This is a genomic window from Turicibacter bilis (genome assembly GCF_024499055.1).
Taxonomy (GTDB): domain Bacteria; phylum Bacillota_I; class Bacilli_A; order MOL361; family Turicibacteraceae; genus Turicibacter; species Turicibacter bilis.
Genome location: NZ_CP071249.1, coordinates 173,390 through 192,450, shown reverse-complemented (window position 1 = coordinate 192,450; position 19,061 = coordinate 173,390). Strand labels below are relative to the sequence as shown.

The window sequence follows — 19,061 nt, the reverse complement described above, 5'->3', positions numbered from 1 at the left end:
ACCATAAAACCATTATTTAATTCGATATCAAATGTGAACTTTCATCATATTAGCCACATTGCTTACATGTATGATTATATTATATTTTTTCACAATTTAATATCCCTTTCATTAAATAGGTAACCGGTTACCTACGTTTTTTTTACAGTTTTATGGTTTTTTTAACATCATTAAACTGTTTTTTTTACATCAATTTTTCTACATTTTTGGTCATGTTAATATAACTTATTGAGCGTCTTTTTAACTACTTTTTATTCAAACGACCCGCTATGACCTAAAATTGATTTATGTCTAATAAATAACATTTAACATTAAAATTATTTGCTTTCTGTTCGAATATATACGTTATTGGCTCACTAAAAAAAGACTGCATTAAACGAATACAATCTTTTAAAATGATAAAAAATATGTATCATCCTTAATGATTAATTATATCCTTTGTGGAAACGAGTTAATTTTTAACATTTATTAGTAAAGAAATAAATAAAAGAAGCCGATATTTATTCGACTTCTTGAGTTTGATTTAACTGATACCATAAAATATCGGGATGGGTATATCGTGATTTATTTCCCATGTGGTGCCCATACTGAATCGCAGATTTAGGACAATAATGCAAACAGGCCAAACATTGAGTACACTCTCCCTCCCACATTGGCTTCCCTTCAACCGTAATACATCCCGTAGGACATATTTTTTCACAGACCTTACAAGAAATACAGTGGTCATTGGCAAAGAATGGCTTAACACTTCTGCCAAATGAATGAAAGAGGCGTCCTCCTACAGTCGTTAAAAGTTTAGGTAGTGACCCTTTAATAAGCTGTCTCTCAACTTTTAAATGAGCGATACTTTTATTTAAGTGAAGAATCTTCTCTTTAACTAAGTGAAGCTTTTCTCTCCTCTCTTCTTTAGAGTCCACTGTTCCTAAAATCAGATAATTATTAGGCATGACTAACGTATAAAAACTCTGTAATGCCCAACTTTTTTGTTCAAATAAACGTTGAATGACACGTTCAGTTTCTCCTATATTTTCACCACATGTGACAACGACACTTAAATAACTTGGCACACTTCCATTAAAAGAAAGTTTTTTTATAAAATCAACAACTAGTTGAGGCGGTGACCATGCATAAATAGGAAACACAAAAATAACTTTTTCTTCTGACTCCAATGAATAAGTCAATTGTTCTAATTTCATGGCTTGAGCAATCGAGACTAGTCGTTCGTTTTGATAACTTCCAATTTCATTCGCCACTGCTTGTGAGTTTCCAGTTCCACTAAAATAAAAAATCATACGATACCTTCCTTTTTCTTATTTATACGACATACTCTACAGTACTATACCTTAAAAATGCTGCAAATTACTGTATGAAACAACATTTCTTGCATAAAATATACAAAAAACAGGGAGTATTCTAATTAGGAGGTGATTTATATGTCAAAAACTGTATATGATTTAACTAATTATGAAGACTTAAAAGCTCAATATGAAGATTCACAACGACAGCTGAAACAAACAGAACAGCTTTTAATTCACTTAACTCAAATCAAAAAAGAAAATCGAATTCCCCATAAAGCCAATTATGTTGATCGAATGTTAAATGAACAATATGAAAAATATGAAATCGAATCACAAGTGATTCATGAACTCAAGCAACAACTAAATCTCTTAAAAGCATAAAACGTGACTCATTGAGTCACGTTTTATGCTTTTATTTTCTAATTAGAGCAATCGTTCCTACAATCAAAAGATTTAATAAACCAATGACTTGAAATGCTTGGGCTAACCCAACTCTTTCTCCTAACCATCCACAAAGCGGAAAAATTAAAATCATCATAAGGGAAAACATCATACTACTTACTGAAATAATCGTTGCTCGCTTTTCAGATGGCGTCTCTTCATTCATATAAACACTGCTAATCGGATATAAAATAGCACTTAAGAAATTAATTAAGCAAAAAACAAAAATGCCAACTTTAGCCTCAACATATCCAAATATACAAATCATCACACTCATACTAAGCGGTACAAATAACCAGGCCTTTCCCTGGCACCACCTTTCAACTTTTTCAGCTAGTAATGCACCAAGTGCACTCACTAATCCATTCACTAAAAAAATGAGGGAGATAGTCGATTTTGAATAAGAAAAGTCTGAAAAATAAGCTTGAGCATAAAAATAGATGACCGTTGTAAATGTCATCATTAACGGAAAATAAAGTAGCATAGCTAACAGACGACGATTTAATTTCATCATGATAAAGCATTGTTGAAAATGATCTTTCACAGATGAACGCTCTTGAGTTTCATGAATCATTGGTTCTTTAAATTGTAAAGCGACACTCAAGGACCCTATCGCCATTAAAATTGCAATCAGATAGCTTAACTCAAAACTAACTTCAGCTAAAAGACCTCCAATAAAAACAGCTAACGCTTGAGCCACTTCAATCAATACATTTAATCGACTATTAAATGGCAAATACTCTTCAGTTTGATTAATCGAAATAAAACTATCGTAAACGAGCGCCTCTTCAGAATCTGAATTTAAATTTCCGCTAAAAGCTGAGAAAATAAAGCCAATCGCAAATCTAACAAAAGACTGGAGACTAGTAAAACGATGGACGAGATCATAGCTGCTAAGCGTGAAAGAATAATCATTTTTTTACGCCCGAGCAAATCTGCCATCGCTCCAGTTGAAATTTCAAAAATTTAATTGCAACTATGATAAATGCTCTCTAATAACCCAATTTCAATGAGTGTCATCCCTTTATACGCCAAAAATAAGACCCAAATCGCTGCTGTTATATCAAATGATGATAAAAATCGGTAAATATAATCAATTCCTATATTACGTTTCATTTTCTTCACTCCTATGTCGTTAATTAACATGGAGCTACTTTATCGTAACCCCATTCTAAATGTGCATTAGAATGGGCGGTCCACTAGCAAAGCGTGCAGTTAATCTTCATTAGCTGCCTCTCCCCTCTTTTAATCTCAAATAATTTCACCCGATCTCTCTTCGGATAAAAATCTCACCCTTTATTTATTGAAAATTTCACCATTTTATCGCTATGACAGTCAAGCTAACGGGTAAAAATCCATGTTTTTTCGGTTGATAAATCTGGATTAAACGTATAGCCTCCTTCATTAAATGCTTTAACTTGTTCAACCTCATGAATTTGATGGTTTAAAATATAACGCGCCATTTGACCGCGTGCGCGTTTAGCATACATCCCCACTACTTTAAACGCCTCACCTTTTTGCTCTTTAAATTCAATCGTAATCACAGGATACGTTTTCTCAATTTGTTTTAAATTTAAAGCTTTACTGTACTCTTTTGATGCTAAGTTTAATAGGACTTGATCCCCTTTTGTTTCACTTAATTCATTTAAGAAATGAACCGTTAAATCTTCTTTCCAATACTGATATAAATCTTTCCCATGCTCTCCTGACCATGATAATCCCATTTCTAAGCGATAAGGATTCATCACATCAAATGGTTTTAATACTCCATAAAGTCCAGATAAAATTCGAAGCGACTCTTTTGAAAATTCAAGTGCTTCTTGATTTAAACTTAACGAATCTAACCCTTTATAAGCTTCTCCTTCAAAGGCATGAATGGCATACATGCCTTGTTGATTTTTTTCATAAAATTGAGCGAACCTTGTTACATTTACCTCTGCAAGCGCTTCAGACATTTTCATTAAAGTTGATAACTCACTCACCGAATAAGTTTGTAACTGATTAACCAATTGTTTTGTTTTATTTTTAAAAATTAATTCATTTGATAAATCTAATGGTTCTAATTCAATGGTTTTAAATGTTTTTGCTGGTGATAACATCATTAACATTTTTGACACATCCTTCAACATTTTTTCAATTCACGTATAAAATTTATTTATCTCGTTCACAATGATAGCGCAAAGTGCTTTAATATCTTATCATATTTCTTTACAACCCGACTATTATAGCGCATAATTATTTGTAAATCATTACATAATTTAACAAGAAAGAAGTGAGTTTTATGGAACCAGTTATTTTAACGGAAGGAATGGAAGCTCCTGACTTTACCTTAATGGGATCTGATCATCAACAACATTCATTACACGATTATCGTGGACGTAAAGTGATTTTATACTTCTATCCACGTGATAATACACCTGGTTGTACAAATCAAGCGAAAGCTTTCCGTGATGCTATCGAATCCTTTAATGAACAAAATGCGGTGATTTTAGGAATTAGTCGTGATAGTGTCGCTAGTCATGAAAAGTTTATCGCTAAACATGAGTTACCCTTCATTTTACTCTCTGATCATGAAGAAATCGTCTGCCATTTATATGATGTTTTAAAAGAAAAAAATATGTACGGTAAAAAAGCCATTGGTATTGAGCGTTCAACCTTCTTAATTGATGAAGCGGGAATTATCACAAAAATTTATCGTAAAGTAAAAGTGGCTGGTCACATTGAAGCAGTATTAGAAAGCTGCTCATTATAATAAAAAGCTCATAGACTAAACACCCTAATGTGTAAGTCTATGAGTTTTTTATTACGTATAAATTTTATCAATGACAATGACACAACGATAGCTTGGATGTGACATTTGAATACGCTGAGTGACTTCATCTTTGATACTCTGTTCCGTGATTTCTTTTGTTAACTTTGAACCATCAACAACTAAGTCAAAGATTAAATTTCTATTCGGTTCGTGCCCAATGATTCTAAAGTCATGCATCGACATAATCACATCATGCTCGTTAATGATGTTCTCTAATTCAGCTTTCATCACTCTAATCTCTTCTGTTTCAATACAAACAGGATCCATATGAATGACTAAATGTAAATTTAATTCCTCTGAGATTTGACGCTCGGCCTCATCGATCACATCATGAATCGTCATGATATCGATATCAGCTGGAATTTCAGCGTGGATTGAAGCAATGATACGTCCAACACCATAGTTATGAATCATTAAATCATGTGCCCCTGTGACATATTCAAACGATAACAAACGTTCATAAATTTGATTCACTAATTCTTCATCAGGTGCTTCGCCTAGTAAAGGACTAATCGTTTCTTTGACTAATGAATACCCCGCATACAAAATAAAGCATGCTACTAATACCCCAGCATATCCGTCAATGGGGAACGTTGTAAAACGTGCCACTAAAAATGAAAGTAACACCGTACTTGAGGTAAATACATCCCCTAACGCATCAACAGAAGCGGCCTTTAAGGCTGTTGAATGAATCGTTTCTCCCATTTGTTTGTTAAATCGGCTCAGCCACAGTTTGACTAACACAGAAACTGCTAATAAAATAAAAGAAATCCATTCAAACTTGATTTCACTTGGATTTAAAATACGATTAATCGACGATTGAATAAATTGTACGCCAACTAACATAACCATAAAAGCAACAATTAAAGCCGAAATATATTCAATACGCCCATGTCCATGTGGATGTTCCTTATCGGCTGGACGATTCGCTAACTTAACTCCGACCATCGTAATAACAGATGAGGCCATGTCAGAGAAATTATTAAAGGCATCTGCCATCACCGCAATACTTCCTGCTAACATTCCAACGATAAATTTAATGATGAATAATAAGACATTGGCCACTACTCCGACCATGCCCGCCACATAAATATATCGTTCTCGAACCGTTTCATCTTGGACTTGATCACTATTTTTAATTAAGTGTTTCGTTAACCATTTAGTAAGCATCAACAACGACTCCATTCTATCACTTTACATTATTATCGTTATAATATCTTATCTTATTCCATACATTTTGGCTAGTATTTCAGTTAAAATTTGTAAGCACCTTAATCTTTTTTCCTCATCAACCGTTCAATCTTCTTATCCGCGCGATGAGGCATATAACAGGATTTTAACTAGTCATCATTAAATTCTTATCCATTCTACTCAAATTATTGCAAATGACTATACTTTATCATGCAGCTGATTGAGCTTGTTTGAGGTTCTTGTATTACTTATTCATGTTTACTTATCACAATCATTTTAACAATTCCCGCTACTGAACGTGAAACGAATAGTAGGATAGTAAGACCAAATCAAATGATTTAAAAGTAGTAATCTTGAGCCTCCGATCATGAAAGATTTGTTTCATTCTTATCTTCATAATGAAGGAATTTGAGTTAAAACGACTAATGACAAGTAAATCTTAATATTAAATAGGAATGAAACGAACAATTTGATATTCTTTTCGGTATGAATGTGACGATTCTCTTTCCGACTAGTATGTATGGAGTAGAAATCTATTCGAATTTAGAAATGACGTTCCGTATTTATGCATCCACACTATAAGTTTTAAAGTTAAATCAAATCTCTAGGAAATATTTCACACGATCTGGATAGATTTTTATCGTTTTTAAAGAACGTTGCTCTTGTCTACTCCTTTTATATGACCTTAGATTTCTTAACATGTTTCCCTCATCTACTGAATAAAGTATACCAAGAAACTAATACGGATGGAGAGGAGGAAAGGAGACACCTAATCGTCTCCTCAATTCATGATTAATTTTCAAATTGATTATGCTGAAGGAGCTCATCCTACCATTATGAGCGCCTTAATGCAAACAAATATGCTACAAACACCAGGGTATGGGACAGACTATTATTGTCAACAAGCAAAAGAATACATTCAAACATATCTCAATCCAACAAAGTGCGATATTCACTTTTTGATGGGTGGCACTCAAACCAATTTAACCTTTATTTCACACGTCCTAAGACCTTATGAAGCAGTTCTCTCTCCTTCAACCGGTCATATTGCCTTTAATGAAACAGGTTCAATTGAAGCCACGGGACACAAAGTCATCGAAATACCAAGTATTGATGGAAAAGTCACGCTTGAAGCATTACAAAAAATCGTTGCCGCTCATAACACGGTACACATGTTAAAACCTAAACTTCTTTATTTATCTAATCCAACTGAACTTGGAACCCTTTATTCTAAGCAAGAGTTAGAGAGGCTCTCTCATTTTTGTCAAGATCATCAACTTTATCTCTACTTAGATGGAGCTCGGCTAGGATCCGCTTTAACCGCTCCCTCTAATACGCTACAATTATCAGACTACGCTCATCTAACTGATGCCTTTTATATTGGTGGAACAAAAAATGGCGCTTTATTTGGCGAAGCACTCGTCATTTCAAATCCACTGCTTCAAGACTGCTTTCGATTTAGTATGAAGCAAAAAGGAGCACTTTTAGCCAAAGGACGTCTTCTTGGCATTCAATTTGCAGAACTTTTTCAAAATCAGCTTTATTTTAAAATTGGGCAAGAAGCAAATAGCATGGCACAATTATTAAAAGAAGGTTTAAGCACACTTAATTTTCCATTTCTCGTCGATAGTGATACTAATCAACTCTTTCCGATTTTTCCAAATTCTTTAATTGACTATCTTCATCAACGATTTACGTTTTTAGTCTGGGATACCTATGACGAGTCTCACTCGATCATTCGACTCATTACGTCATTCTCTACGACTCGTCAAGATATTTATGAGTTTCTAAGTTCAATTATTCAATTTCAAGAAAAGGATGCCCTTCAACGATGAAGAGCATCCTTTTTAATCATGTCCAAGGCAACCTATCCGATATAAAAACCAAACGACAAATAAAATAATGACTAAAACTCCTGCAAAAGTACTCCCCTTATACCAACTACCATTTGCATTCGTCGTTTGCTCATTCTGGTTACTTAATTGATTATTCAATTGAGACGTCTCAGATAAAGACTCATCCTCATCAACAAGATCTTCTTCAATACTTGGCGTATTTATTAACATTCAATTCTGCAACAGATGATACTGCTGCCTCCCTCCTTTCAATCATCTAGCTCATCATGGACGAATATATTTGTTTGAGTCTCTATAGTATATTCACATCCTTTCTTTCAGGTGGCAGATTATCTATTCTTTTTAATAAGAATCAATGAGCTCAAAAGAAAAAGACACCTTGGTGTCTTTTACCTTTATTTTCCAGCGCAATTACTCGCTTCTCCACGTAAAATTTCTAATCCATGGCGAAGTGAAGGAATAATATACTCTAAATTTTCTCGAACTGCTTTCGGGCTTCCTGGCAGATTAATAATTAATGAATTTTGACGAATACCCGATACTCCACGTGATAGCATGGCACGTGGAGTAATTTGTAAGCTATGATAACGCATCGCTTCACTAATTCCTTGAACTTCTTTTTCAATGACTGCTTTTGTCGCTTCAGGGGTATTATCTCGTTTAGACAGTCCTGTTCCACCTGTCGTTAAAACTAAACTAATATTTTGATCACAAACGCGAATTAAACTATTTTTAATTCCATCTAAATCATCACTAATCAGTTCATAATGAACCACTTCATAATCATTGGCTTCTAAAATTTCTTTAATCACTGCTCCACTTTCATCTGCTTTTTCAGTTGACTGTGAACGTGAATCAGACATGGTAATAATAGCTGCTTGAATTCTATTCATATCCATATGATTTTAAAACCTCTTGACCGGCATCTGATAAAATATAGTCATATAATTGCTCGGCTTCTTTCTTCACTTCATTTTGTTTAATGATTCCCATGTAGTATTCGCTAATCACATCATACTCATTCGGAAGATAAACGACAGTTACTTGATCGTTAACGTCTGGTGTTAAATCCGTTTGATAAACAAAAGCAGCATCGCCTTCATTTAAGGTGATTTTCATCAACACTTGGCGAACATTTTCTTCACGCGACACAATATTTTGATCAATGGCTGCTTTAAATCCTGGTTCATTCTCATCAATTGAATCAATAATCGATGCTGCATATTGACCAATTGGGACCGATTCATTAGCAAGTACCACTTGAAGATTTGGTTTAGCCAAATCATAAACACTTTGAACTTGATGATTATTTGTCACAATAACGACACGATTGGTTGCAAATAATGAACCCGCTTCAATTTTTCCTAACTGCACGAGTTCATCATATTGTTTAAAATTCGCTGATAAAAATAAATCCACATCAAATCCTTCAACAATTTGTGTTTTTAGAACATTCGATCCGCCAAAATTCAATTGAACCTTTACATTAGGATAGAGTTCCATGAAATCAGCTGCAATTTCTTGCATTGCTTCTTGTAATGAAGAAGCAGCTGAGACATTGAGTTCAACGGTTGGTTCTTGCTTTTGACTACATCCGACTAATAAACAACCGATTAATAAGCTTAACCACCATTTTTTCATTGTTAAAATCTCTCGCTTTCTACTCGACTGGTAACTCATACGTCATCTCATCGCCTACTCGGATAACGCCACCTTTTAATACACGAGTGAACACTCCATTTTTAGGCATGATACATTCTCCCATTTTATAATAAATTAAACAATGATGATGACATTCTTTACCGATTTGAGTTAACTCTAACTCTACCTCATTACATTTAAAAATAGTTCCAATTGGAAGTGACGTAAAATCAATGCCTTCGACAACTAAATTTTCACCAAACGCTCCATCCTTAACTTCGGCCCCGCGTGAATTGAAATCAGCAATTTTTTCATAAGCTAATAACGAAACTTGTCGATGCCATTTTCCTGCATGCGCATCATTTTCAATTCCAAAATTCTCAATAAATGTTGCTTCTTCAATAAATGATTTTTGTGTTCCTTTTTTTTCACTAATACAAATTGCATGTACTTTTCCCATGTTATCCTCCTATTTGAACCATCATTCGTTGGTCAACTTCTTCTTCATTTAATACTTCATTAAACTGGTGTTGCTTTGGTTTCTTTTGTAAACTTTCTAAAATTGCTTCCTTTAAATTGCCTGTGGCAATATGAGCTTTTAAATCGATTCCTTTTTTAAAGTGAAGGCACGTTTTTAAATATCCTTCACTCGTTACGCGAACTCGATTACATGTTGAACAGAAACGATGACTCATCGCTGAAATAAAGCCAACTTTTCCTAAAAATCCTTCAATCTCATAGTAATGAGCTGGCCCATTTCCTAGTTTCCCTTCAAATGGTTTAACGCCTTCATAATGCTTACTTAATAAATCAAGGACCTCATCTTCGGAAATCGGTGTTAAATTCTTTGCATAACCGATCGGCATTAATTCAATAAAACGAACATGTACACGAGTTTGATGAGCTAGTTCGACTAAATCTAAAATCTCATCCCCATTAATCTCCTTAATCAGGACACAGTTTAATTTAACTTTAGGAATAGAACTCTTAATCGCACACTGAATTCCTCGCATGACGATATCAAATTGATTTCGACGCGTCATGAGTGCATACTGAGCAGGTTTTAATGTATCTAAACTAATATTGATACTATCAAGCCCAGCTTGCTCTAAATCATCTATCATTTTTTCGAGTAAGACACCATTTGTTGTGATACTTACTTCTTGTATTCCAGCCATTTTCTTAATGCTTGCAATCAGTTCAATAATATCTTTACGAACAAGCGGTTCTCCACCTGTAATCTTGACTTTAGTCACGCCTAATTCTTCAAACGCTTTAACAATCTTTAAAATCTCTTCGGTGCTCAGTAACTTCTCATGATGAATAAAGTCAACTTCTTCACCTGGCATACAATACGTACATCTTAAATTACAACGATCCGTAATTGAGATGCGGACATAATCAATTTTTCGTTGATATTGATCTCGCATTTTTTCCACCTAGAACCTTTCTATCAATCACATCCATGATTTGATCGATATCATCTAATGAGACGACATCAACACTTTCATGCGTTAAATTTGTGTTGGTTGCAATAGCTAGTAATGTGTTGGGATCACAGACAATCTCATTCGATCGTCCTTCTCTAACCACCTCTATTTTAGGATAAGACGAATGTTTCATTCCCTCCATAATGATGACATCTAAATCAGATAAGTAGGAGATTAATAACTCTAAATCAATCACAGACCAATCTTTCATGACAGCATATTTGGTTTTTGAATAAATAATCGTTCCCGTACTCCCAGCCAATCGATGTTTATGCGTATCAGTATTTTCAACATCGATTTCAAATTCATGACCATCGTGTTTAATGACACCAACACGATAATTTCTATCTGTTAATTGTTTAATAATTTTCGTAATCAACGTGGTTTTCCCACTATTTTTAATCCCACTGACACAAAATATGGCTGGTTCTTTTAATACATCAAACTCCTCTTTTGTATTAACGTTCATGACGACAGATTCATCAAAACAACTGTATTCAAGAGAAATCACTTTAGTTTTCGCTCGATTAAGCAATTGCATTAATCGGTGTTCCTTCTTCTCTATCATTTCTTCAATTATCGGCAATAATGACTTTTTATAAATGGCACATAATGGATGTCGTTTGCCTCCCGCTTCAATCACATAACAATCATAATCAGAACTAATAAATTGTTGCATATATAAAATTAATTCGGTTGTTAGCTTTGGCATATCTGTCGCACAAACAAATAAATACTCCTGTCGACAGATTTTCAGACACTCATATAAACCAGAAAGTGGTCCAATATTTTCATAAACATCTTGAATCAGTGGATAGCCTAGTTTTTCATATGGTTCACGTTCTCGAACGGAAATAAGTAATTCATCAAAAGGTTTTAATTGAGTTATCATTCGTTCGATAAACGTTTGATTTTGATACATTAAAAATGATTTATTTTCACCATTCATCCGACGGCTCTTTCCACCGACTAGAATAGCTGTACTTAAGTTAATCACAATGACCCTCCAAAAAAATAAATTGATGAATCTTAACGTTAAGCTGTTGATGAAGATGAAGATGATGCTTTGCTGCTTCAAGCGGTGAGAGTTTCATCAATAAAGGATGATGAAGTCCATTAAGTCTTAAATAAATGGTCACGGATGTCAAATCATCGATCACTTTTTCTACGTGTGCAGGTAACCCCTCCTCATGAATACTGACATGAGTCGCTTTAATCCCAATAGACTTCACTTGAACATTTGAAACATCAACTTCAAATAATCGTTCATCAATCTTCAACTGCCCATCTTCACTAGACGCTTTGAAAATATTTTCAACCCCAATAAAGCGGGCAGTTTTAATGTTACTCGGGAAATGAAACATCTGTTTCTTCGTCCCTTGTTCAATTAGTTTTCCATTCTCAATAAATAACACGTAATCACTTAATTGATACGCTTCATATAAATCATGAGTCACAAATAAGATCGGAATATTTAATTCTTTTTTTAATGTCTGTAAATAATCTCTTAGTTTTAATCTCAAATTTGGATCGAGCGCGCTAAAGCCTTCATCAATGAGTAACAACTCTGGTTCACTCATCAATGTTCGAACGATTGAAACACGTTGAGCTTCTCCACCGGAAAGTTCACGAACTCGCTTATTAAGATGTGGACGTAACTCAAAGATATCGAGATAGTCTTCAAGTTTTTTCTCATCCAGGGGCACTCGACTATACGTCAGATTTTCCCAAACACTTAAATGGGAAAACAGCTGAGCCTTTTGTTGAATATACCCAAACTTTCGCTCATGAACCGGGATAAACGTCCCTGTCTGAATATCCTGATACGTCACCGTATCACTTTTTATTTGAACATTTTTTCCATGAATAACACCTGTGATTAAATTTAAAAGACTAGATTTTCCTGATCCGCTTTTTCCAATAAGCGTTGTAATTTCTCCCGCTTTTAATTCAAATTCCGCCTCTATTGTTAAAGTGTCATGAATCAAATGATTAATACAAATATGAAACATTAAGTATCACGCTCCTCACTTAAAAGATGCGTGCTCACTAAAACGAGTAAGGCAAGGATAAACATGAAAAATGAAATGAATAATGCATTATTCATATTTGATTCCATTGCTGAATAAATGGCAAGTGGTAAAGTTTGCGTCACTCCTTTTAAATTTCCAGCAAACATAATCGTTGCTCCAAACTCAGATAGACCTCGTGTCCAAGCCATTAATAACGAAACAATAAGTCCTTTTTTAGCAAGAGGAAATGTGATTCGTTTAAACACTTGAAGCGGGGAATCTCCAAGAATGCGTGCAGTCGTTTCTAACTGCTCATCCACCTCTGAAAAGGCGACACTAACCCCTTTAATAAAAACAGGTAATGACACAAAGATAAATGTCAAAATAACAGCGAATGAAGAGAAACTTGTTTTGATCCCCATCGCTAACAGATAGCGTCCGATAAACCCATGACTTCCATAGGTCAAAAGCAGTAATAATCCGATGACGGCGGGAGGTAAAATCATCGGCAGATTAAACAAAGTATCAAAAAAAATTTTATATTTAAAGGAATGTCTAGCGATATAATAACCCGTTGGAAGTCCAAGAAGGATGACAATGAGCATCGCAATCAGACTACATTTCAGGCTCACCCATAGACTCGAACTAATGACCTGCCAATCCAACGCATTAAATTCAACCAGACGTCCTCTTATAATAAATGCTAAAAACGGTAGAACTGTAAAAGTCAACGTGAAAACATAGTTAAGGCGTAACCATTTATGATCTTTCTTCATTGACGAAGACACCACTTTTACCACCTGATTTATAACATAAACGAATATCTGTTAACTCCATTTTTTTATCAATGGCTTTACACATATCATAAATCGTTAATAAAGCGATATTAACCCCGGTTAAAGCTTCCATCTCAACGCCTGTTTTTTGATCCACTTTCACCGTACAGCTCGCTTCAATATAACTTTCTGCTTCATTAATTTCAAAATCAATGGCACATTTACTAATAAATAATGGATGACATAAAGGAATGAGTTCAGATGTTTTCTTAACAGCCATGATCCCAGCAATTCGAGCAATTCCAAGAACGTCTCCTTTTTCAATCTCATTATTTTTAATGCGATCGATAATCTCCTGACTCACAACAATTTTTCCTTTCGCAACGGCTTCTCGTTGTGTCGCCACTTTATCTGTGACATCGACCATAATGGCATGCCCTTCTTCGTTAAAATGTGTTAATTTATCGCTCATCCTATGACCTCCATTTATTTAAAGTAAAACGACTTCAACCGTTTCATTTTCTGCTAATCCAGCATTTCCAGCTTCAATATCAATGAAACAATTACATCCTAACATGCTCGATAAAACCGATGAAGCATGTTCTCCTGTTGGAATACTAACAACGCCATCCTCATAATAAGCTCGAATAAAGCGACGTTGTTTGCTTCCTTTATTAAATGTCCCTTTAAATCGTGCCTGTTTTCTCACACAAGTATACGTATTCGTATGCATAGCTTGTGAAAGGATTGGACGGAATAATAATTCAAAAGTTGTAAGAGCGGCAAATGGATTTCCGGATAGCCCTAACATTAATTTATCTTGATAAAGACTTGCAAGAACTGGCGTTCCTGGACGCATATTAATTCGCCAAAATAAACGATTGGCCTCCAGCTGTGAAATCACTTCATGCATAATATCTTTTTTACCCACTGAAACGCCACCTGTTGTAATCACTAAATCAACGTTTTTCATTTGTTCTTTAATAAAGCATGCAACGGCAGTTGGATCATCACTAATTTTTTTAGAGAAAACAACTTCAACATTTAACTGCTTTAAACGTGACGTTAAGACAAATCGATTACTATCATAAATTTGTCCCGGTTTTAACGCCTCAGGTGCCTCGGCTAATTCACTGCCACTACTAATCAATCCGACCTTAATTGGGGCTAATACCTCCACTTTCTCCATTCCTAAACTAGCTAAAATGCCTAGATGAATCGGCGTTAAAACGGTTCCTGCTTGAAGCATTAACTGACCTTGTTTAATATCTTCTCCAATCGCACTATAATTCATAAATGGCTTCACACTCGCGTAAAGCTCAACGACTTCATCTCCGTAATTTGTATCCTCTTGACGAATGACTGCATCAAAACCATCTGGAATATAAGAACCGGTCATGACAAGAACCGCTTGATTCGATTCTGCTTTTAACTGAGCATAATCTCCTGCCATGAGTTGCTTGATGACTTGCAACTTAATAGGCGTTTCATGACTTGCACCTGCAGTTTCTGAAGCTTTTACCGCATATCCATCCATTGCTGAACGATTAAAAGATGGCACATTAATAGGGGCATATACATCATGAGCTAATACTTGGTTTAACGCCTCGAATACAGATACAGTCTTTGTTTTCGTTTGTTTTTTAGTCTGCTGAACTAATACTTCAATCGCTTGTTCTAATGTAATTCGTTCCATTTTAGCTACCCTTTCCAAATTCACAGTGTGGGAACGTACAAACTGGACATTTTAAGCAAAGTCCACCATGTCCTAATGCTGCGATTTCTTTCTTTGTAATCGTATCTTTTGCTAAAATACGAGGGAACATTAAATCAAAACTTGTCGCCTTCGCATACATGACACAACCTGGTAATCCAACGATTGGTGTTTTATCTTCAAAATATCCAAGTAAGAACATTGCTCCCGGTAATACAGGTGCACCATATGTTAAAATTTCTGCTCCTGATGCTTTAATTGCTCCTGGTGTTAAATCATCAGGGTCCACACTCATTCCACCTGTACAAATGATAAGCTCCATTCCTAAGTCACGACATTCTGAAATGGCAGCTTGAATTTTTTCAATATCATCATTCACAATGATATGATGATTAATCTCTAAATTATATTTCGCTAATTTATTTTTAATCACAGGTGTAAACGTATCTTTAATACGTCCATAATAAACTTCATTTCCTGTTGTAATGACTCCGACTTTGAAATGATGGAATGGCTTAATTTCAAGAAGTGGCTGTTCATTATGAATCGCTTTTACCTGTTCTAACTTATCCTTGTGAATCATGAGGGGAATAATTCGCGTTCCCGCTAATTTGTCATTTGCCTTAATCACGGTGTTATTATGACGTGTGGCAATAATGATTTCACCGATTTCGTTAATCTGTTGTAAGCGATCGATATCAACTTTTAAAAGTCCACCTTCTGTCGCAATGACTTCAATTTTTCCTTCTTTAACTTCTGTTGGTTTCATGTAGTCATTTTTACAAACGTTATATAAAATATCTGCCGCATCATTTTCATGAAGCATCGATTCATCCGCTTCATAAATATACAGATGGTCTTTCCCTACAGATAACAAGACTTCAATATCTTCTTCACGAACAACATGACCTTTTTTAAAAACCGGTCCATCTTTAACATCTTTAATAATTTGCGTAATATCATGACATAAAACATGACCTACCGCATCAATTGTTTTAATTTTTTTCATATTATCCTCCAATCGTTAATTTAAAAAAGTCAATTTGCGCATGATAAAAAGGCAAATTGACTTAACAATTTTAAATTAACTTCACCTTTTCAAATGTGGAAGGCTGATTGATTTCTCGCTCAACCCTGTAAGTCATCTAAAGACTTAGGCTCAATACCGTAGAGACACTCCTTAGGTATTTTTGCTCGGTTACTTTGGGTTATTTAGTTTTGTTTTTGATATGAACGAACTAACAGTCGAACAAAGTTATAAGCAACAAATCCAATAATAATCGTTGTCGCGTATAACTGGATTCCTGAAACTTCTTTCACAAATAATCCGAATACTTCAAATCCTTGTGCTGTTAAATATCCAGCCATTTTGGTTGATGCAACGACACCAATCGCTAATGGGAATGTTAACGCTGCAAAACCAGGATGGAATTCAAACTTAAAGAATTTAGGAATATTAATTAGTATGAAGATTAATGTCGCAAATATAGCTGCATATAATCCATAAACCACGATTGCATTTGGAGTAGCAAAGGCATTTAAGTAAGCAACTAAACATAAGCTACTTGGCGCTAATAAAATTGCTGCTGTTTGAGTTAATGGTGCTGGTAATGGACGACGAATCATGCGAACGATCATGAATGGAATAATCATTAGGAAAACAATGATTCCATAAATAGCAATAATTTTTAATAAGCCTGGCATATTCATCCCTGTTCCGACTACCGCAGAAACTAAGAATCCATTATAAGTGACAAACCATGTTGGAACAAATGTGTCTTTATTTACACCTTTGATCACATTTCGATACGTGAAAATTAAAATATGAATGAAATGTAATACAACACCTGTTAACCAGATTCCTTTACCGATAGCAGGAGAATAAGTAAAGATATAGCTCCCTAAAATCATCGTTAACATCGTAAATGCCGCATATAAACTTGCTGGAACAACATTTGCATATTCTTTTTTAAATATTTGGAAATGAACAGTTAGTTTTAAGAACGCTGCTGCCCATACTAAAATTCCTACAAACATCGTAATATGTTTAATCCCTGAATATCCTAATGAGGCATACATATTAGAAAGGGTTGCTAACCCTACCATCGTTGCAATTGCTCCAACCGGTAAGTTAGCAATCTTTTGTAATAAAGTTTTCATCAGTAAAATTCTCTCCTCGTGTCAATTAATCATTGTATGTAAATTGGCAGTTATCTGTTAAGTGGAAGAAATCCGAATAATCGATTTTAAAGATTGATTTTTCAACCTTATCAATATTAATCTTTTCTCTAATTAACTGCGTTAATACACCACTATATGATAAGTCTCCTTGAATAAGAGCTCCATAAATGACACCGTCTTTATGAATAATTTTTTTATAGTTTCCTTGCCCGTCTTCTTCAATGTCAACTTTATAAGTTTCATCAGCTGGTTCTGGTGTTCCAAGTGACATGGTTGGAATATGTAAGAAATTCATGGTTGATTTACTTGCAAAGAAATCAGTTAATTCACGTTTATGTCCACACATATTTGTTGCTGCGATAATGGCTTCTTTTACAGCAGCTGGCCAAATTGGATTACGTCCTGAAATATCTCCTGCACCGTAAACAGATTCATCACTTGTGCGTCCATACTCATCAAAGATTAATCCGAAACGATCGCATTCAATGCCACTATCTTGTAAGAAAGCAACATTTGAACGAACACCTGTTGCGACGATTAAGAAATCACAGTCAATAATTAATCCATTCGATAAAGCTAATGCTTTGACAGCCCCTGTTTCATCCATGATCACTTCTTGAACGGCTGTATCATAATATTGCGTTACTCCCTCATTTGTAAACGCATCTTGATATGTTTTAGCTGCACGTTTATCTAACTGAATTGATAACATATGTCCTTTGAACTCAACTAATGTTAAATTCTTTCCATAATGTAATAATCCCGTTAAAGCATCAATTCCAACAAGTCCTGCTCCCATCACGACGATGTTTTTTGCATATTGAGCTTTTTCTTTAATTTCAATCGCATCATCTAAGTTTCTTAATCCAAAGACATTTTTTGCATCATTTAAGTTTTTAACTGGTGGGAAGAAGGTTGATGCACCTGTTGCTAATAAGACTTTGTCATATGACACCGTACGTCCATCAGATAAAATTAATTCTTTTTGTTTTGGTTCGATTTTTTCAACCCCAACCCCTTTAATCCAGTTAATATTATTTTTTTCAATAAATCCATCTTCTACGAATTCTAACGCTTTAATATCGCGAATTCCTTCTAAGTAATGATGTAAAATACAACGTGAATAAATATGCTCGTCCTTTGAAATTAAGGTAATATTTGCATCCGGTTCTAGTTGACGAATATATTTAACTCCATTGACTCCTGCTGCTGAGGCACCTACAACTACATAATTCATCTTACTTTACCTCCTCAAGTGTAATAGCTTCCATTGGGCAGTTCGCCACACATTGTGGAGTTTTTGCATCATGTGATGTACACATATCACATTTCATAATATATTTTTGTTTTAAGCGATCTGCTTTTAAAACCCCATAAGGACATGCCATGATACACATATAGCAACTTGCACAACGTGTTCCATCATATTGAACATAACCAGTTTCTTTATCTTTAGACATTGCACCTGTCATACATGTATAAACACATTCAGGTAAATCACAATGACGACAGAAAATTGGTGAATTTTTTCCTTCGCTATCAACAACCACACGGTTTCTTGAATCACAGCTTTCGTGAGACACGACGCAAGCTGTGACACAAGTTAAACAACTAATACATTTACTTCTATCAATCTTAATACGTTTCAT

Annotated in this window: 22 protein-coding genes and 1 riboswitch; of the genes, 3 read left to right on the top strand and 19 right to left on the bottom strand. The window is 34.8% G+C overall.

Annotated elements, in window-relative coordinates; translation table 11 throughout:
- Positions 1–500: 500 nt before the first annotated feature.
- Positions 501–1,292, bottom strand: a complete 792-nt coding sequence (locus tag J0J69_RS00980) for an EFR1 family ferrodoxin (RefSeq protein ID WP_055275325.1) — start codon at positions 1,290–1,292, stop codon at positions 501–503.
- A 141-nt stretch (positions 1,293–1,433) separates the two neighbouring features.
- Here J0J69_RS00980 and J0J69_RS00975 point away from each other — a divergent pair, with 141 nt between their 5' ends.
- Positions 1,434–1,679, top strand: coding sequence for a hypothetical protein (locus tag J0J69_RS00975; protein WP_055275323.1), 246 nt, complete (start codon positions 1,434–1,436; stop codon positions 1,677–1,679).
- Positions 1,680–1,710: 31 nt separating this feature from the next.
- Here the strand turns inward: J0J69_RS00975 and J0J69_RS00970 are convergent, their stop codons facing one another.
- The 3 genes from J0J69_RS00970 to yaaA form a co-directional block, all read right to left on the bottom strand.
- Positions 1,711–2,475, bottom strand: a complete 765-nt coding sequence (locus tag J0J69_RS00970) for an MFS transporter (RefSeq protein ID WP_172676276.1) — start codon at positions 2,473–2,475, stop codon at positions 1,711–1,713.
- 230 nt (positions 2,476–2,705) lie between these two features.
- Positions 2,706–2,855 (bottom strand): hypothetical protein, encoded by a 150-nt coding sequence (locus J0J69_RS00965; RefSeq protein ID WP_156343895.1) that lies wholly within the window; start codon positions 2,853–2,855, stop codon positions 2,706–2,708.
- Between the two features lie 224 nt (positions 2,856–3,079).
- On the bottom strand, positions 3,080–3,847 hold the full coding sequence (yaaA, locus tag J0J69_RS00960) for a peroxide stress protein YaaA (protein ID WP_055242145.1): 768 nt from the start codon (positions 3,845–3,847) through the stop codon (positions 3,080–3,082).
- Between the two features lie 173 nt (positions 3,848–4,020).
- Between yaaA and bcp the strand changes: the two genes are divergently transcribed.
- Positions 4,021–4,491, top strand: a complete 471-nt coding sequence (gene bcp / locus J0J69_RS00955; protein ID WP_055242143.1) for a thioredoxin-dependent thiol peroxidase — start codon at positions 4,021–4,023, stop codon at positions 4,489–4,491.
- A 51-nt stretch (positions 4,492–4,542) separates the two neighbouring features.
- Here bcp and J0J69_RS00950 read toward each other — a convergent pair whose 3' ends face one another.
- Positions 4,543–5,721: a cation diffusion facilitator family transporter gene (locus J0J69_RS00950; protein WP_055242141.1), complete on the bottom strand. Its 1,179-nt coding sequence runs from the start codon at positions 5,719–5,721 to the stop codon at positions 4,543–4,545.
- Positions 5,722–6,590: 869 nt separating this feature from the next.
- Here J0J69_RS00950 and J0J69_RS00945 point away from each other — a divergent pair.
- Entirely contained in the window at positions 6,591–7,577 is a 987-nt protein-coding gene (locus J0J69_RS00945; RefSeq protein ID WP_237252356.1) for a threonine aldolase family protein, read from the top strand.
- Between the two features lie 12 nt (positions 7,578–7,589).
- Here J0J69_RS00945 and J0J69_RS00940 read toward each other — a convergent pair whose 3' ends face one another.
- The 14 genes from J0J69_RS00940 to J0J69_RS00875 form a co-directional block, all read right to left on the bottom strand.
- Entirely contained in the window at positions 7,590–7,808 is a 219-nt protein-coding gene (locus J0J69_RS00940; protein WP_055242137.1) for a hypothetical protein, read from the bottom strand.
- A gap of 185 nt (positions 7,809–7,993) precedes the next feature.
- The gene (locus tag J0J69_RS00935) at positions 7,994–8,497 is read right to left on the bottom strand and encodes a MogA/MoaB family molybdenum cofactor biosynthesis protein (protein WP_237252358.1); all 504 of its coding nucleotides are present in this window, start codon (positions 8,495–8,497) and stop codon (positions 7,994–7,996) included.
- A complete protein-coding gene (gene modA, locus J0J69_RS00930; RefSeq protein ID WP_212724511.1) occupies positions 8,484–9,239 on the bottom strand; it encodes a molybdate ABC transporter substrate-binding protein in 756 nt (251 codons plus the stop codon). The genes J0J69_RS00935 and modA overlap by 14 nt, the downstream gene beginning before the upstream one ends.
- Positions 9,240–9,258: 19 nt before the next feature.
- On the bottom strand, positions 9,259–9,699 hold the full coding sequence (locus J0J69_RS00925) for an MOSC domain-containing protein (protein ID WP_212724512.1): 441 nt from the start codon (positions 9,697–9,699) through the stop codon (positions 9,259–9,261).
- Position 9,700: 1 nt separating this feature from the next.
- Positions 9,701–10,669: a GTP 3',8-cyclase MoaA gene (gene moaA / locus J0J69_RS00920; protein ID WP_212724513.1), complete on the bottom strand. Its 969-nt coding sequence runs from the start codon at positions 10,667–10,669 to the stop codon at positions 9,701–9,703.
- Positions 10,641–11,726: a molybdopterin-guanine dinucleotide biosynthesis protein B gene (mobB, locus tag J0J69_RS00915; RefSeq protein WP_212724514.1), complete on the bottom strand. Its 1,086-nt coding sequence runs from the start codon at positions 11,724–11,726 to the stop codon at positions 10,641–10,643. The genes moaA and mobB overlap by 29 nt, the downstream gene beginning before the upstream one ends.
- The gene (locus tag J0J69_RS00910) at positions 11,719–12,741 is read right to left on the bottom strand and encodes a sulfate/molybdate ABC transporter ATP-binding protein (RefSeq protein WP_212724515.1); all 1,023 of its coding nucleotides are present in this window, start codon (positions 12,739–12,741) and stop codon (positions 11,719–11,721) included. The genes mobB and J0J69_RS00910 overlap by 8 nt, the downstream gene beginning before the upstream one ends.
- Positions 12,741–13,517 carry a molybdate ABC transporter permease subunit gene (gene modB, locus J0J69_RS00905; RefSeq protein WP_212725496.1) on the bottom strand — a complete coding sequence of 259 codons (777 nt, stop codon included), beginning with the start codon at positions 13,515–13,517 and terminating at the stop codon, positions 12,741–12,743. Before modB ends, J0J69_RS00910 begins: the two co-directional genes overlap by 1 nt.
- A complete protein-coding gene (gene moaC / locus J0J69_RS00900; RefSeq protein WP_055305604.1) occupies positions 13,501–13,989 on the bottom strand; it encodes a cyclic pyranopterin monophosphate synthase MoaC in 489 nt (162 codons plus the stop codon). The genes modB and moaC overlap by 17 nt, the downstream gene beginning before the upstream one ends.
- 18 nt (positions 13,990–14,007) lie before the next feature.
- Positions 14,008–15,213, bottom strand: a complete 1,206-nt coding sequence (locus tag J0J69_RS00895) for a molybdopterin molybdotransferase MoeA (RefSeq protein WP_212725497.1) — start codon at positions 15,211–15,213, stop codon at positions 14,008–14,010.
- A 1-nt stretch (position 15,214) separates the two neighbouring features.
- Entirely contained in the window at positions 15,215–16,240 is a 1,026-nt protein-coding gene (locus J0J69_RS00890; protein ID WP_212725498.1) for a molybdopterin-binding protein, read from the bottom strand.
- Between the two features lie 66 nt (positions 16,241–16,306).
- Positions 16,307–16,443: riboswitch (molybdenum cofactor riboswitch) on the bottom strand.
- Positions 16,444–17,391 carry a TDT family transporter gene (locus tag J0J69_RS00885; protein ID WP_212725499.1) on the bottom strand — a complete coding sequence of 316 codons (948 nt, stop codon included), beginning with the start codon at positions 17,389–17,391 and terminating at the stop codon, positions 16,444–16,446.
- A 25-nt stretch (positions 17,392–17,416) separates the two neighbouring features.
- Positions 17,417–18,649 carry an NAD(P)/FAD-dependent oxidoreductase gene (locus J0J69_RS00880; protein WP_212725500.1) on the bottom strand — a complete coding sequence of 411 codons (1,233 nt, stop codon included), beginning with the start codon at positions 18,647–18,649 and terminating at the stop codon, positions 17,417–17,419.
- Between the two features lies 1 nt (position 18,650).
- Positions 18,651–19,061 carry a 4Fe-4S dicluster domain-containing protein gene (locus tag J0J69_RS00875; RefSeq protein WP_055305609.1) on the bottom strand — a complete coding sequence of 137 codons (411 nt, stop codon included), beginning with the start codon at positions 19,059–19,061 and terminating at the stop codon, positions 18,651–18,653.

Excerpts from the sequence above, each read along its gene's own strand:
- J0J69_RS00980 (WP_055275325.1), bottom strand. The coding sequence starts at position 1,292 with ATGATTTTTTATTTTAGTGGAACTGGAAACTCACAAGCAGTGGCGAAT.
- J0J69_RS00975 (WP_055275323.1), top strand. The coding sequence starts at position 1,434 with ATGTCAAAAACTGTATATGATTTAACTAATTATGAAGACTTAAAAGCT.
- J0J69_RS00965 (WP_156343895.1), bottom strand. The coding sequence starts at position 2,855 with ATGAAACGTAATATAGGAATTGATTATATTTACCGATTTTTATCATCA.
- yaaA (WP_055242145.1), bottom strand. The coding sequence starts at position 3,847 with ATGTTAATGATGTTATCACCAGCAAAAACATTTAAAACCATTGAATTA.
- bcp (WP_055242143.1), top strand. The coding sequence starts at position 4,021 with ATGGAACCAGTTATTTTAACGGAAGGAATGGAAGCTCCTGACTTTACC.
- J0J69_RS00950 (WP_055242141.1), bottom strand. The coding sequence starts at position 5,721 with ATGCTTACTAAATGGTTAACGAAACACTTAATTAAAAATAGTGATCAA.
- J0J69_RS00945 (WP_237252356.1), top strand. The coding sequence starts at position 6,591 with ATGCAAACAAATATGCTACAAACACCAGGGTATGGGACAGACTATTAT.
- J0J69_RS00940 (WP_055242137.1), bottom strand. The coding sequence starts at position 7,808 with ATGTTAATAAATACGCCAAGTATTGAAGAAGATCTTGTTGATGAGGAT.
- J0J69_RS00935 (WP_237252358.1), bottom strand. The coding sequence starts at position 8,497 with ATGGATATGAATAGAATTCAAGCAGCTATTATTACCATGTCTGATTCA.
- modA (WP_212724511.1), bottom strand. The coding sequence starts at position 9,239 with ATGAAAAAATGGTGGTTAAGCTTATTAATCGGTTGTTTATTAGTCGGA.
- J0J69_RS00925 (WP_212724512.1), bottom strand. The coding sequence starts at position 9,699 with ATGGGAAAAGTACATGCAATTTGTATTAGTGAAAAAAAAGGAACACAA.
- moaA (WP_212724513.1), bottom strand. The coding sequence starts at position 10,669 with ATGCGAGATCAATATCAACGAAAAATTGATTATGTCCGCATCTCAATT.
- J0J69_RS00910 (WP_212724515.1), bottom strand. The coding sequence starts at position 12,741 with ATGTTTCATATTTGTATTAATCATTTGATTCATGACACTTTAACAATA.
- modB (WP_212725496.1), bottom strand. The coding sequence starts at position 13,517 with ATGAAGAAAGATCATAAATGGTTACGCCTTAACTATGTTTTCACGTTG.
- moaC (WP_055305604.1), bottom strand. The coding sequence starts at position 13,989 with ATGAGCGATAAATTAACACATTTTAACGAAGAAGGGCATGCCATTATG.
- J0J69_RS00895 (WP_212725497.1), bottom strand. The coding sequence starts at position 15,213 with ATGGAACGAATTACATTAGAACAAGCGATTGAAGTATTAGTTCAGCAG.
- J0J69_RS00890 (WP_212725498.1), bottom strand. The coding sequence starts at position 16,240 with ATGAAAAAAATTAAAACAATTGATGCGGTAGGTCATGTTTTATGTCAT.
- J0J69_RS00885 (WP_212725499.1), bottom strand. The coding sequence starts at position 17,391 with ATGAAAACTTTATTACAAAAGATTGCTAACTTACCGGTTGGAGCAATT.
- J0J69_RS00880 (WP_212725500.1), bottom strand. The coding sequence starts at position 18,649 with ATGAATTATGTAGTTGTAGGTGCCTCAGCAGCAGGAGTCAATGGAGTT.
- J0J69_RS00875 (WP_055305609.1), bottom strand. The coding sequence starts at position 19,061 with ATGAAACGTATTAAGATTGATAGAAGTAAATGTATTAGTTGTTTAACT.